Below are 14,233 nucleotides of genomic sequence, written 5' to 3'. Positions count from 1 at the left end.
GGTGACCGGCTCCGGTGCCGTGCCGCCGGCACGCGCGGGCGGGGTCGCCGTCCGGGTCATCCCCTGCCTGGACGTCAAGGGCGGCCGGGTCGTCAAGGGCGTCAACTTCCTGGACCTGCAGGACGCCGGTGACCCGGTCGAGCTCGCCGCGCGCTACTACGAGCAGGGCGCGGACGAGCTGACCTTCCTCGACGTGGGTGCCACGGTCGAGAACCGCGCGACGATGTACGACACGGTGACGCGCACGGCCGAGCAGGTGTTCATCCCGCTCACCGTCGGTGGCGGCGTCCGGAGCGTCGACGACGTGTCGCGACTGCAGCAGTGCGGTGCGGACAAGATCGGCGTGAACAGCGCCGCGATCGCGCGTCCGGACCTCGTCGGCGAGATCGCGGACCGGTTCGGCGCGCAGGCCGTCGTGCTCTCCCTGGACATCAAGCGGACGGACCGGATGCCGTCGGGCTTCGTCGTGACGACCCACGGCGGTCGGACCGAGTCCGACCTCGACGCGCTCGCCTGGGCGCGCGAGGCCGTCGAGCGCGGCGCGGGGGAGCTCCTCGTCAACTCGATCGACGCGGACGGCACGAAGAACGGGTTCGACGTCGAGCTCGTGGCAGCGGTGCGCGCGGTCGCGTCGGTCCCGGTCATCGCTTCGGGAGGCGCGGGTCGGCTCGAGCACTTCGCCCCCGCGATCGAGGCGGGCGCGGATGCCGTCCTCGCCGCCAGCGTCTTCCACCGCGGCGAGATGACCATCGGTGACGTGAAGGCCGCGCTGCGCGCGACCGGGCACGCCGTCCGCTGATCCGCCGCCGTAGGCTAGGAGTCTCATGACCGACAGCACCAGCACCAGCACGGACGCGGTCCTCGACCGCGCGCGGTTCGGTGCGGACGGGCTGCTCCCCGCCATCGTGCAAGAGGAGTCGTCGAAGGACGTCCTCATGCTCGGCTACATGGACCGAGAAGCCCTCCGCCGCACCCTGACCGAGGGACGGGTGACCTTCTGGTCGCGGTCCCGGAACGAGTACTGGCGCAAGGGCGACACCTCGGGGCACGCGCAGTACGTGCGCGGGGCGGCGTTCGACTGCGACGCGGACACGCTCCTCGTGACCGTCGAGCAGGTCGGTGCCGCGTGCCACACCGGTGCGCACCGCTGCTTCGACGTCGACCCCCTCGAGCCCGTGACGGCGTCCGCCCTCGCTGGTGCGCCGTCCGCTCTCGCCGATGCGCCGTCCGCTCTCGCTGGTGGGGCCGTGGAGGAGACCCGATGAGCACCGCGACGCTCTCCGACACGCCGCACACGACCTCCCGTCCGGAGTTCGACGCCCTGCTCGACGCCCACCGCGTCGTCCCCGTCGTGCGCGCGCTCTACGCCGACAGCGAGACGCCGGTCGGTGTCTACCGGAAGCTCGCCGACGGCCGGCCCGGTACCTTCCTGCTCGAGTCCGCCGGGCAGGGCGGCCTCTGGTCGCGCTGGTCCTTCGTCGGGGTGCGCAGCTTCGGCGTGCTCACCCAGGACGGCGACCGTGCCGCGTGGATCGACACCGGCATCCCGGCGTCCCGCGCCGTCGACTCGCTCGACGGCGAGCCGCTCGAGGTCCTGGCGCGGCTGCACGAGCGCTGGGCGACCCCGCGGATCCCCGGCACCCCGCCGCTCGTCGGTGGCACCGTCGGGTTCATCGGCTGGGAGGCCGTCCGTCAGCTCGAGCACCTGCCGAACGTGCCGCCGGCCGACTTCGACGTCCCGGGGCAGGCCCTCGCGTTCGTGTCCGAGCTCGCCGCGCTCGACCACCGCACCGGGCTCGTCCTGCTCGTCGCCAGCGTGCTGAACGACGGTGTCGACGACGCCGAGGCGCTGTGGGCGGACGCCCAGGCGCGACTCGACCGGATGCAGGCCGACCTCGTGCAGCCCTCCGCCGCGACCGTCGCCGAGGCGTTCGACATCGCCGAGCCGACCCCGACCCACCGGTCCACCCCCGCGGACTACATGGCGGCCGTCGAGCGGTCGAAGGGCTTCATCCGCGACGGGGACGTCTTCCAGGTCGTCATCTCGCAGCGGTTCGACCACGAGGTCACCGCGGATCCCCTCGACGTCTACCGCGTGCTGCGGACGCTCAACCCGAGCCCGTACATGTACTTCCTGTCCCTGGCGGACACCGCGGACGAGCGCTTCTGGATCGTCGGCGCCTCGCCCGAGGCCCTGGTCAAGGTGCAGGACGGCCGGGCGATCACCCACCCGATCGCCGGGTCGCGTCCGCGCGGCGCCACACCCGAGGCGGACGTCCGTCTCGGCGAGGACCTGCTCGAGGACCCGAAGGAGCGCGCCGAGCACCTCATGCTCGTCGACCTGGCGCGCAACGACCTGCAGAAGGTCTGCGAGCCGGGCACGGTCGCCGTGACCGAGTTCATGACGGTCGAGCGGTTCAGCCACATCATGCACCTGGTGTCGAGCGTCGAGGGCGCCGTGCGGCCCGGGGCCTCGGCGATCGACGTGTTCCGGGCGACCTTCCCGGCCGGCACCCTCTCCGGGGCGCCGAAGCCGCGGGCGCTCGAGATCATCGACGAGCTCGAACCCGCGAAGCGCGGTGCCTACGCGGGCGTGGTCGGCTACTTCGACTTCGCCGGCGACGCCGACCTCGCGATCGCGATCCGCAGCGCCCTCATCAAGGACGGTGTGGCACGCGTGCAGGCCGGGGCCGGGCTCGTGGCCGACTCCGACCCCGAGACCGAGCACATCGAGGCCGTGAACAAGGCCGCGGCACCGCTGCGAGCCATCGCGACCGCGAACCGGATGCGTGGGGTGCACTCGTGACGGCCCGCCGCTCCCGGCCGCTCGTCGTCGTCGCCGGCCTCGCCGTCGCGGGCATCATCATGCTCTCGTGGACGCAGACCTGGTTCACGGTCCACCTCCACGCGGGCGCTGCCGTCGCCGCGAAGGTGGACGCCGACGGTGCGGCCGCGGTCCCGCAGTACACCGCCCTGGCGATCGCGAGCCTCGCGCTCTTCCTGGCGATGACCATCGCCGGTCGGGTCGTCCGGATCGTGCTCGCCGCCGTCGAGATCCTGCTCGGCGTCGGCGTGGTGGTGTCCGGCATCACCGCCCTGGCCGACCCGGTCGCCGCAGCGAAGGGCGCCGTGGGCGAGGTCGCGGGCGTCGCGGACCTGTCCGCCGTCCGCCGGGCCGTGTCGAGCGTGGACGTGTCGGCGTGGCCGGTCGTCGGCATCGTCGGCGGCGTGCTCGCGATGGCGCTCGGGGTCGTCGTGCTCGTCGTGCAGCGGTCCTGGCCGGGGCCGAGCCGGAAGTACGGTGCGGCCACCGCGGGTGCGGCGGCGGATGCCCGTGCGGTGGCGCCGGTCGAACGTGACGCCGTCGTGGACTGGGACGACCTGAGCGCCGGCGTCGACCCGACCTCGGACGCGGTCGCAGGCCCCGACAGCGCAGCCGCGGGCCCCGACGACGCGAGCGCGGACGCTGCCGGAGCGGCCCCGGACGACACGGTAGGATCGAACGGACGCCGGTCGAACGACGGCGTCGAAGCAGAACGAGGAGCACCGTGAGCAACACTGAGCCCGCAGAACTCGGCGAAGGCCACTCGCCGGCAGCCTGGACCGCCGTCGTGATCATGCTGATCGGATTCGCGGCCGGCACGCTGTTCTTCTGGTTCGACCAGCCGTGGGGCGTCTGGGCCTCCGCCGGCGTGGTGCTCATCGGCCTCATCGTCGGTGGCGTCATGAAGAAGGCTGGCTACGGCGTCGACGGCCCGAAGTTCGTCCCCAAGCACCACTCCGAGTAGGTCCGGCATGCCGAACGTGCTCGAGACCCTCGTCGCGGGCGCGCTCGAGGACGCCGCGGCCCGTCGCGTCGACCGTCCCTACTCGGACGTCGAACGCGACCTGGACCGCGTCGCGTCCCCGCTCGACGCCCTCACGTTCCTGGCCCCCGGCGACCGGGTGAAGATCCTCGCCGAGGTCAAGCGTGCCAGCCCGTCCCGCGGGTCCATGGCCCCGATCGAGGACCCCGCGTCCCTCGCCGCCGACTACGAGCGCGGCGGTGCCTCGACGATCAGCGTCCTGACCGAGGGGCGCAAGTTCCTCGGCAGCCTCGCCGACCTCGAAGCGGTCAAGGCCCGGGTGGGCGTCCCCGTCCTCCGCAAGGACTTCATCGCCGACCCGTACCAGGTGATCGAGGCTCGGGCGTCCGGCGCCGACGTCGTCCTGCTCATCGTGGCGGCGCTCGAGCAGCAGCAGCTGGTCGAGCTCCACACCCTGGCCGAAGAACTCGGCATGGGCGTCCTGGTCGAGGCGCACTCGGCGGACGAGGTCTCGCGCGGCCTCGACGCCGGCGCCCGGATCCTCGGGGTGAACGCCCGCGACCTGACCGACTTCTCGCTCGACCGCGACCTGTTCGGATCGCTCGCCGACCGGATCCCCGGCGGGGTCGTGCGCGTCGCCGAGTCCGCGGTCGCCGGTCCGGCCGACGTCGCGCACTACCGTGCCGCCGGCGCCGACGTCGTCCTGGTGGGAGAGGCGCTCGTGACGGGCGACGACCCCGCTGCCACACTCGCGTCGTTCATCGCAGCCGCCGACCGCGACTGACCGACGACAGCATCCATCCCAGCCCGGTTCGCCGGGCGTGTCCCGGGAGACCCATCGTGACCTCACTCCGCGACCTGCACGGACCGTACTTCGGCGACTTCGGCGGGCGGTTCGTCCCCGAGTCGCTCGTCCTCGCGCTCGACGAACTCGAAGCGGCCTTCCGCGAGGCGTGGGCGGACCCGGCCTTCCGCGACGAGCTCGACACGCTCCAGCGCGACTACACCGGGCGGCCCTCGATCATCACCGAGGTGCCCCGGTTCGCCAAGCACGCCGGCGGTGCCCGGATCATCCTCAAGCGCGAGGACCTCAACCACACCGGCTCGCACAAGATCAACAACGTGCTCGGTCAGGCCCTCGTGGCCAAGCGCCTCGGCAAGACGCGCCTCATCGCCGAGACCGGCGCCGGCCAGCACGGCGTCGCGACGGCCACTGCGGCGGCGCTGTTCGGCATGGACTGCGTCGTCTACATGGGCGCCGTCGACACCGAGCGCCAGGCGCTGAACGTCGCCCGGATGCGGCTGCTCGGTGCCGAGGTGATCCCGGTCGAGACGGGCTCCCGCACGCTGAAGGACGCCATCAACGACGCCCTGCGCGACTGGGTCGCCAACGTCGACTCCACGCACTACCTGCTCGGCACCGTCGCCGGCCCGCACCCGTTCCCCGAGATGGTGCGCGAGTTCCACAAGGTCATCGGCGAAGAGGCCCGCCAGCAGGTCCTCGACCGGGTCGGGCGCCTGCCGGACGCGGTCGCCGCGTGCGTCGGCGGCGGCTCGAACGCCATGGGCATCTTCGAGGCCTTCCTCGACGACGAGTCCGTCGCGCTGCACGGCTTCGAGGCCGGTGGCGACGGCGTCGAGACCGGTCGGCACGCCGCGAGCATCACGCTCGGTCGCGAGGGCGTCCTCCAGGGCACGAAGTCCTACCTCATGCAGGACGAGGACGGCCAGACGATCGAGAGCCACAGCATCTCCGCCGGGCTCGACTACCCGAGCGTCGGGCCGGAGCACGCCTACCTCGCCTCGATCGGGCGTGCGAAGTACGAGCCGATCACCGACGACGAGGCGATGGAGGCCTTCCGCCTGCTGAGCCGCACCGAGGGCATCCTGCCGGCGATCGAGTCGTCGCACGCCCTCGCCGGGGCGATCAAGCTCGGCAAGGAGCTCGGTCCAGAGGGCGTCATCCTCGTCAACCTGTCCGGCCGGGGTGACAAGGACGTCGCGTCCGCCAGTCGCTACTTCGGCATCCTCGACGAGAACGCGGTGCAGCTGTGACCACGAACCAGACGGTCGCGACGACGATCGACACCGCCAACGCCGAGCGCGCGGGCGCCGTCGTCGGCTACCTGCCCGCCGGCTACCCCGACGTGCAGACGAGCGTCGACGCCGCCGTGGCCCTGGCCGAGAACGGCGTCGACGTCATCGAGCTCGGCCTGCCGTACTCCGACCCGGTGATGGACGGCCCGGTCATCCAGCGGGCGGCAGAGGAGAGCCTGGCGAACGGCTTCCGCGTCGCGCAGGTCTTCGACGCCGTGCACCAGATCACCGAGCGGGCGAACGTGCCCGTGCTCGTGATGACCTACTGGAACCCGGTGCTCCGGTACGGCGTCGAGCGGTTCGCCGACGACCTCGTCGCCGCGGGTGCCGCCGGGCTCATCACGCCGGACCTCATCCCCGACGAGGGCGCCGAGTGGATCCGCGAGTCGGAGCGCACCGGCCTGGACCGGGTGTTCCTCGCGGCCCCGTCCTCGTCGGACACGCGCATGCAGCAGGCGGTCCGGTCCAGCCGCGGGTTCGTCTACGCCGTCTCCACGATGGGCGTCACCGGCGCGCGCGAGGGCGTCGACGTCGCAGCCCGCACCGTCGTGTCGCGGCTCCGCGACGCCGGGGTCGAGCGCACGTGCGTCGGTCTCGGCATCTCGACGGCGGAGCAGGTCGGCGAGGTCCTCGAGTACGCCGACGGCGCGATCATCGGGTCCGCCTTCGTCCGGGCCCTCGCGGACCTCGGCGTGCAGGGCGTGGCCGACCGGGCAGCCGACCTCACCTCGGGCGCGCAGCGCCGCTGACGTCCAGGAGGCGCGGTGCAGGCGACCCCGTCGGCCCACCTGCACCGCGGTGCGGGTGAGCGACGCGTCCCGCCCGCACCGCGCCTCCCGTCGGTCACAGTTTCCACAGGACCGGGCCCTCGGTTCCTGCCGCACGCACCTCCCGCGCTACAGTGAGCGGGGCCGGCGGCACGTCGGCACCGCGCCCAGCCAGCACCGAAAGGCGACAGCACCTCCATGCCCCTCCTGAGCATCCCGAGCCCGAGCACCGCGTGGCAGTACTTCGACCTGACCGCCTGGCTGCGCGACGCGTTCGGTTGGTCGCTGCCGCTCGACTTCCGCATCCACGCCTACGCGATCTGCATCCTGCTCGGCATCGTCGCCGCCGTCATCCTCGCGAACCGGCGGCTCAACGCGCGCGGCGTCGAGCGCTGGATCATCATCGACATCGCGATCTGGGCCGTCCCCGCCGGGATCATCGGCGGTCGCCTGTTCCACGTGTTCACGCACGTCAGCGACTACTTCGGCCCCGGGCGCGACCCGCTGTCCTTCCTCTACATCTGGGAGGGCGGCCTCGCCATCTTCGGCGCGCTCATCCTCGGTTCGGTCGGCGCCTACATCGGCTGCCGCCAGGTCGGCCTGCGGTTCACCGCGTTCATCGACGCCGTCGTGCCGGGCGTGCTGCTCGCCCAGGCGTTCGGTCGCCTCGGCAACTACTTCAACCACGAGCTCTTCGGCATGCCGACCAGCCTGCCGTGGGGCCTGCAGATCGAGTCGTCGAACGCGGCGTTCCCGAAGGGCCTGCCCGAGGGCACGCTGTTCCACCCGACGTTCCTCTACGAGATCATCTGGAACGTCGTCGGCGTCGTCGTGATCCTGCTGCTCGACAAGAAGTTCCGCCTGCAGTGGGGCAAGGTCCTGTCGCTCTACCTGATCTGGTACGGCATCGGTCGCTCGGTCCTCGAGTCCATCCGCGTCGACACGAGCGAGACGTTCTTCGGCATCCGGACGAACGTGTGGATGTCCTTCGCGGCGATCCTGCTCGGCATCATCATCTTCCTCGTCCAGTCCAAGCGGCACCTCGGCAAGGAGCCGAGCCCGTACCTGCCCGGTCGCGAGCCCCGCTCGAAGTCCGGGGTAGACTCGGACGACACCTGGTCAGAGTCCGACGACGACGCTCCGGCGGCCGTCACCGACTCCGATCCGGTCACCAGCAGCACCGCTGGCCGCGCGTAGGAAGCACCCCTCCTGCGTGACCGATCCCGATCGGTCACGAGTGTCAGCAGCACCTCCCGGACCCACCACAAGCGGGTCCGACACCTCGCACGCCGCCAGGGCAACTCACTGACGGCGGGCACGGGCACCAGTCCCGCCCATCTGGGCGGAACGCACCACCGGGCCACCGCTGTCCCTGTTCCACTTCCTCGTGAGGACGGTTCCCCATGGCGCTCCAGCCACCCCAGTCCCCGGCGGCACTCGTGCCGCCGCACCGTCGGTTCTCCGCGATCCCGGACGCCACGGGCATGTACGACCCGGCGAACGAGAAGGACGCGTGCGGCCTGGCGATGGTCGCGACGCTCCGCGGCACGGCCGGGCACGACATCGTCGACGCCGCCCTCGGTGCGCTGCGCAACCTCGAACACCGGGGCGCGGTCGGTTCGGACGCCGGGACCGGTGACGGTGCGGGCATCCTCTGCCAGGTGCCCGACGAGTTCTTCCGCGCCGAGGTGTCCTTCGACCTTCCAGCAGCGGGGGAGTACGCGGTCGGTACCGCGTACCTGCCCGTCGACGAGGACGATCGGCACGCGGTGAAGGGCGCCGTCGAGCGACTGGCGCGTGAAGAGGGCCTGCGCGTCCTCGGCTGGCGCGAGGTCCCCGTGCGACCCGAGGTCCTCGGCACCCTGGCCCGAGCGGCGATGCCCGCGTTCGAGCAGCTCTTCGTCGCCTCGATCCGGCACGACGTGCACGGCGCGTCGTGGAGCGGCGTCGCGCTCGACCGCCAGGCCTTCCGCCTCCGGAAGCGTGCCGAGCACGACACCGAGGTCTACTTCATGTCGCTGTCGAGCCGGACCATGGTCTACAAGGGCATGGTCACGACGCTCCAGCTCGAGCCGTTCTACCCGGACCTCAGCGACGAGCGCTTCGCGTCGAAGCTCGCGATCGTGCACTCCCGCTACTCCACGAACACGTTCCCCTCGTGGCCGCTCGCGCAGCCGTTCCGCACGCTCGCGCACAACGGTGAGATCAACACCGTCCGTGGCAACCGCAACTGGATGCGGGCACGGCAGTCGCAGCTGCAGAGCGAACTGCTCGGCGACATGGCGCCCCTGCTGCCGATCGTCAGCCCGGGCGCCAGCGACTCGGCGTCCTTCGACGAGGTGCTCGAGCTCCTGACGCTCACCGGCCGGTCGCTGCCGCACGCGGTGTCGATGATGGTCCCTGAAGCGTGGGAGAACCAGGTCGGGATGGACCCCGAGCTCCGGGCGTTCTACGAGTACCACTCGATGCTCATGGAGCCGTGGGACGGCCCGGCGGCCATCACGTTCACCGACGGCACGCTCGTCGGCGCCACCCTCGACCGCAACGGCCTGCGCCCCGGTCGCTTCCTGGTGACCGACGACGGCCTGATCGTCATGGGCTCCGAGACGGGCGTCATCGACGTGCCGGCCGACAAGGTCGTGCGCAAGGGCCGGCTCCGTCCCGGCCGGATGTTCCTCGTCGACACCGAGGCCGGTCGCATCATCGAGGACGACGAGGTCAAGCGCGAGCTGGCCACGTCCGGCCCGTGGGGCGAGTGGCTCGACGGCGGCCGGATCAACCTCGGTGACCTGCCGGACCGCGAGCACATCGTGCACACGCCCGCTTCGGTGACCCGTCGGCAGCGCGCCTTCGGCTACACCGAGGAAGAGGTCCGCATCCTGCTGCGTCCGATGGCGCAGACCGGAGCGGAGCCGCTCGGGGCGATGGGCTCGGACACGCCGATCGCGGTGCTGTCCCAGCGTCCCCGGCTGCTCTTCGACTACTTCACCCAGCAGTTCGCCCAGGTGACGAACCCGCCGCTCGACTCGATCCGCGAGCAGGTCATCACCTCGATGGGCATGGGTCTCGGGCCGGAGCGCAACCTCCTGAGCGCCGGTCCCGAGCACGCGAAGCAGATCACGCTCGACTTCCCCGTGATCGACAACGACGAGCTCGCCAAGATCCAGCACTTCGAGACCGAGTCCGGTCGCCACCTGACCGTGACGATCAAGGGCCTGTACCGCGTCGACGCCGGCAAGAAGGCCATGCAGAAGCGCATCGCCGCGGTCTGCGACGAGGTCGACGCGGCGATCGAGGCCGGCAAGCAGTTCATCGTGCTGTCCGACCGCGACGGCAACGCCGAACAGGCACCGGTGCCCAGCCTGCTGCTGCTCGCCGCCGTGCACCACCACCTGATCCGCACCGAGCAGCGCATGAAGGTCGGGCTCATCGTCGAGGCCGGTGACGTGCGCGAGGTCCACCACGTCGCGACCCTCATCGGCTACGGCGCCTCGGCGATCAACCCGTACCTGGCGATGGAGACCTGCGAGATCCTCGTCCGCCAGGGCATGATCAGCGGCATCACGCCGGAGCAGGCCGTCAAGAACGTGATCAAGGCGCTCGGCAAGGGCGTGCTGAAGATCATGTCGAAGATGGGCATCTCGACGGTGTCGAGCTACGCCGGCGCGCAGGCGTTCGAGGCCGTCGGGCTCAGCCAGGAGTTCGTCGACCGGTACTTCACCGGGACCTCGTCGATCCTCGGCGGCGTCGGCATCGAGGTCATCGCGAAGGAGAACGCCGAGCGGCACGCCCAGGCGTACCCGCAGGACGGCGCAGTCCTCTCGCACGAGCGCCTGCAGACCGGCGGCGAGTACCAGTGGCGTCGCGAAGGGCCGCCGCACCTGTTCAACCCGGACACCGTGTTCCGGCTGCAGCACGCGACGCGCTCCCGTCGCTACGACATCTTCCGCGAGTACTCGCAGGCGGTCGACGACCAGTCCGAGCAGCTGATGACGCTCCGCGGTCTCTTCCGCTTCGCGCAGGGTGCCCGCAAGCCGGTCCCGCTGGACGAGGTCGAGCCGATCGAGTCGATCGTCAAGCGGTTCAACACCGGTGCGATGTCCTACGGGTCCATCTCGAAGGAAGCCCACGAGACGCTCGCGATCGCGATGAACCGTCTCGGCGGCCGGTCGAACACGGGCGAGGGCGGCGAGGACGTCGACCGCCTGCTCGACCCCGAGCGTCGGAGCGCGATCAAGCAGGTCGCGTCCGGGCGGTTCGGCGTCACGAGCATGTACCTGACGCACGCGACCGACATCCAGCTGAAGATGGCGCAGGGTGCGAAGCCGGGCGAGGGCGGGCAGCTGCCCCCGACCAAGGTGTACCCGTGGGTGGCCCGCACCCGGCACGCGACCGCGGGTGTCGGCCTGATCTCGCCGCCGCCGCACCACGACATCTACTCGATCGAGGACCTCAAGCAGCTGATCTTCGACGTCAAGCGGGCGAACCCGTCCGCACGCGTCCACGTGAAGCTCGTGAGCCAGTCGGGCATCGGGGCCGTGGCCGCCGGTGTGACGAAGGCCCTCGCCGACGTCGTCCTGGTCTCCGGGCACGACGGTGGCACCGGTGCGTCGCCGCTGAACTCGCTCAAGCACGCGGGCACCCCGTGGGAGATCGGCCTCGCCGAGACGCAGCAGACGCTCATGCTCAACGGCATGCGCGACCGCGTCGTCGTGCAGGTCGACGGGCAGATGAAGACCGGCCGTGACGTCGTCGTGGCCGCGCTGCTCGGCGCCGAGGAGTACGGCTTCGCGACCGCGCCGCTCGTGGTCGAGGGCTGCATCCTCATGCGGGTGTGCCACCTCGACACGTGCCCGGTCGGCGTCGCGACCCAGAACCCCGAGCTCCGCAAGCGCTTCAGCGGCAAGCCGGAGTTCGTCGTGAACTTCTTCGAGTTCATCGCCCAAGAGGTCCGCGAGCTCCTCGCCGAGCTCGGCTTCCGGTCCCTCGAAGAGGCGATCGGCCACGCCGACGCCCTCGACGTCGACCGCGCGGTCGAGCACTGGAAGGCGTCCGGCCTCGACCTCGAGCCCGTGCTCAAGGGACCGCGGTTCGACGCCGACGAGCCCCGCCGGCACCAGCGCGACCAGGACCACGAGCTGGAGCAGCACTTCGACGTGCAGCTCATCCAGCAGACGGCCGACGTCCTCGAGCACGGCGGGACGATCGCGCTCGACCTGCCGATCCGGAACACGGAGCGCGCGGTCGGCACGATGCTCGGCCACGAGGTCACGCTCCGCCACGGCGAGAACGGCCTGCCGTCGGGGTCGATCGACGTGACGTTGCGCGGTTCCGCCGGGCAGTCGCTCGGTGCGTTCCTGCCGGCGGGCATCACGCTCCGCCTGGTCGGGGACAGCAACGACTACGTCGGCAAGGGGCTGTCCGGCGGCGAGATCGTCGTGCGTCCCGACGCGGGCAGTGGCTTCGACCCCGCGCAGAACGTCATCGCCGGCAACGTCATCGGCTACGGCGCGACCCAGGGCAGCATGTTCATCCGCGGCATCGTGGGCGAACGCTTCCTGGTGCGCAACTCCGGTGCGACCGCCGTCGTCGAGGGCGTGGGGGACCACGCGCTCGAGTACATGACCGGTGGGCTCGCCCTGATCCTCGGCGAGACGGGTCGGAACCTCGGTGCCGGCATGTCCGGCGGGACCGCGTACGTCCGCGGCCTGCGGGAAGAGCACGTGAACACCGACTCGCTCGCGTCCGGTGAACTCCGGCTCGAGCCGCTCGACAGCGCCGACGTCGAGATCGTGAACGACCTGCTCGCGCGGCACGCTGCCGAGACCGGGTCGACCCTCGCGAGCGAACTGCTCGAGTCCGGTGACCTGAGCGACTTCGTCAAGGTGCTGCCGCGGGACTACGCGGCCGTGCTCGAGACCCGACAGCAGGCCGTCGACGAGGGCCTCGACCCGGACGGCGACGTCGTCTGGAACCGCATTCTGGAGGTGACCGGTGGCTGACCCCAAGGGATTCCTGAAGGTCCAGGAGCGCGAGCTCCCGGCCCGACGACCCGTGCCCGTGCGGCTCATGGACTGGAAAGAGGTCTACGAGCAGCAGGAGTCCGGCGCGCTCAAGCGACAGGCCGGACGCTGCATGGACTGCGGCGTCCCGTTCTGCCACCAGGGGTGCCCGCTCGGCAACCTCATCCCCGAGTGGAACGACCTCACCTGGCGCGGCGAGGGCCGGCAGGCGATCGAGCGACTCCACGCGACGAACAACTTCCCGGAGTTCACGGGTCGGCTCTGCCCGGCACCGTGCGAGGCGTCCTGCGTGCTCGGCATCAACCAGCCGCCGGTGACGATCAAGCAGGTCGAGGTCTCGATCATCGACGAGGCGTTCCAGAACGGCTGGGTCACGCCCCACCCGCCGGAGCGCCTGACGGGCAAGACCGTCGCGGTCGTCGGGTCCGGTCCCGCCGGGCTCGCCGCCGCACAGCAGCTGACCCGCGCCGGCCACACCGTCGCGGTGTACGAGCGCGACGACCGCATCGGTGGTCTGCTCCGCTACGGCATCCCGGACTTCAAGATGGAGAAGCGTCAGATCGACGCGCGGCTCGCCCAGATGCAGGCCGAGGGCACCCGCTTCCGTGCGGGCGTCGAGATCGGGCGCGACATCACCTGGGACGACCTGAAGTCCCGGTACGACGCGGTCGTCGTCGCCACCGGCGCCACGGTCCCGCGCGACCTGCCGATCCCGGGGCGCGACCTCTCCGGCGTGCACTTCGCGATGGACTACCTCGTGCAGCAGAACAAGGCGAACGCCGGCACGACCGTCGACAACCAGGTCACGGCCGAGGGCAAGCACGTCGTCGTCATCGGCGGCGGCGACACCGGTGCGGACTGCATCGGGACCGCCCACCGGCAGGGAGCGCTCAGCGTGACGAACCTCGCGATCGGCAAGCAGCCGCCGCTGGAGCGTCCGTCCGAGCAGCCGTGGCCGATGTTCCCGACCGTGTTCGAGGTCACGAGCGCCCATGAAGAGGGCGGCGAACGCCACTACCTCGCGTCCACCGTCGAGTTCCTCGCGAACGAGGCCGGCGAGGTCCGGGCGCTCCGCGTCGCCGAGACCGAGTACCTCGACGGCCGCCGTGTCCCGAAGGCCGGCAGCGAGCGCGAGATCCCCGCGGACCTCGTCCTCGTCGCCATGGGCTTCACCGGTCCCGAGACCGACACGCTGGCGCCGCAGCTCGGGCTCCCCGTGACGGTCTCCGGTGCCGTCGCCCGCCAGGCCGACTACACGACCAACGAGCCGGGCGTCTTCGTCGCGGGCGACGCCGGTCGTGGGCAGTCGCTCATCGTGTGGGCGATCGCCGAGGGCCGGGCCGCCGCCGCGAAGGTCGACGAGTACCTCGAGGGCTCGACGATCCTCCCGGCTCCGGTCAAGGCGACCGACCGGGCGATCTCGGTCTGACGATGGACGTCCACCCGATGCCCACCCAGCAGTGAGCGACAGGCCACCGGCACTCGATAGGGTGCTGGTGGCCTCGCTTCGTTCCGCGCGGCCCCACAGCGCGGAAACCCA

Annotated in this window: 11 protein-coding genes; all 11 read left to right on the top strand. The window is 71.3% G+C overall.

Annotation, left to right across the window (positions count from 1 at the left end):
• The first annotated feature begins 1 nt into the window (after position 1).
• Positions 2-799 carry an imidazole glycerol phosphate synthase subunit HisF gene (gene hisF, locus BIV01_RS17765; protein WP_254791882.1) on the top strand — a complete coding sequence of 266 codons (798 nt, stop codon included), beginning with the start codon at positions 2-4 and terminating at the stop codon, positions 797-799.
• 25 nt (positions 800-824) lie between these two features.
• Positions 825-1,265 carry a phosphoribosyl-AMP cyclohydrolase gene (gene hisI, locus BIV01_RS17760; protein WP_083414133.1) on the top strand — a complete coding sequence of 147 codons (441 nt, stop codon included), beginning with the start codon at positions 825-827 and terminating at the stop codon, positions 1,263-1,265.
• Entirely contained in the window at positions 1,262-2,806 is a 1,545-nt protein-coding gene (locus BIV01_RS17755) for an anthranilate synthase component I (protein WP_070416237.1), read from the top strand. Before hisI ends, BIV01_RS17755 begins: the two co-directional genes overlap by 4 nt.
• Positions 2,803-3,552 carry a Trp biosynthesis-associated membrane protein gene (locus tag BIV01_RS17750; RefSeq protein WP_070416236.1) on the top strand — a complete coding sequence of 250 codons (750 nt, stop codon included), beginning with the start codon at positions 2,803-2,805 and terminating at the stop codon, positions 3,550-3,552. The genes BIV01_RS17755 and BIV01_RS17750 overlap by 4 nt, the downstream gene beginning before the upstream one ends.
• Complete coding sequence (locus BIV01_RS17745; protein ID WP_070416235.1) at positions 3,549-3,788, top strand: HGxxPAAW family protein; 240 nt, start codon at positions 3,549-3,551, stop codon at positions 3,786-3,788. Before BIV01_RS17750 ends, BIV01_RS17745 begins: the two co-directional genes overlap by 4 nt.
• Positions 3,789-3,804: 16 nt before the next feature.
• Positions 3,805-4,590, top strand: a complete 786-nt coding sequence (gene trpC / locus BIV01_RS17740; protein WP_071303756.1) for an indole-3-glycerol phosphate synthase TrpC — start codon at positions 3,805-3,807, stop codon at positions 4,588-4,590.
• A gap of 56 nt (positions 4,591-4,646) precedes the next feature.
• Positions 4,647-5,861, top strand: a complete 1,215-nt coding sequence (trpB, locus tag BIV01_RS17735) for a tryptophan synthase subunit beta (protein WP_070416234.1) — start codon at positions 4,647-4,649, stop codon at positions 5,859-5,861.
• Complete coding sequence (gene trpA, locus BIV01_RS17730) at positions 5,858-6,652, top strand: tryptophan synthase subunit alpha (RefSeq protein ID WP_070416233.1); 795 nt, start codon at positions 5,858-5,860, stop codon at positions 6,650-6,652. Before trpB ends, trpA begins: the two co-directional genes overlap by 4 nt.
• Positions 6,653-6,868: 216 nt before the next feature.
• Positions 6,869-7,867 (top strand): prolipoprotein diacylglyceryl transferase, encoded by a 999-nt coding sequence (lgt, locus tag BIV01_RS17725; protein WP_083294946.1) that lies wholly within the window; start codon positions 6,869-6,871, stop codon positions 7,865-7,867.
• Positions 7,868-8,154: 287 nt separating this feature from the next.
• Positions 8,155-12,672, top strand: a complete 4,518-nt coding sequence (gltB, locus tag BIV01_RS17720; RefSeq protein ID WP_071296364.1) for a glutamate synthase large subunit — start codon at positions 8,155-8,157, stop codon at positions 12,670-12,672.
• The gene (locus BIV01_RS17715) at positions 12,665-14,122 is read left to right on the top strand and encodes a glutamate synthase subunit beta (RefSeq protein ID WP_071303715.1); all 1,458 of its coding nucleotides are present in this window, start codon (positions 12,665-12,667) and stop codon (positions 14,120-14,122) included. Before gltB ends, BIV01_RS17715 begins: the two co-directional genes overlap by 8 nt.
• Positions 14,123-14,233 lie beyond the last annotated feature (111 nt).

The sequence above is a fragment of the Curtobacterium sp. MCBA15_013 genome, from assembly GCF_001865095.1.
Taxonomy (GTDB): Bacteria; Actinomycetota; Actinomycetes; order Actinomycetales; family Microbacteriaceae; genus Curtobacterium.
The sequence above is the reverse complement of the archived record's forward strand: the minus strand, read 5'-3'. Positions and strand labels throughout refer to the sequence as shown.

Coding starts and splice junctions, on each gene's coding strand:
- hisI (WP_083414133.1), top strand. CDS start 825: ATGACCGACAGCACCAGCACCAGCACGGACGCGGTCCTCGACCGCGCG.
- BIV01_RS17755 (WP_070416237.1), top strand. CDS start 1,262: ATGAGCACCGCGACGCTCTCCGACACGCCGCACACGACCTCCCGTCCG.
- lgt (WP_083294946.1), top strand. CDS start 6,869: ATGCCCCTCCTGAGCATCCCGAGCCCGAGCACCGCGTGGCAGTACTTC.
- gltB (WP_071296364.1), top strand. CDS start 8,155: ATGTACGACCCGGCGAACGAGAAGGACGCGTGCGGCCTGGCGATGGTC.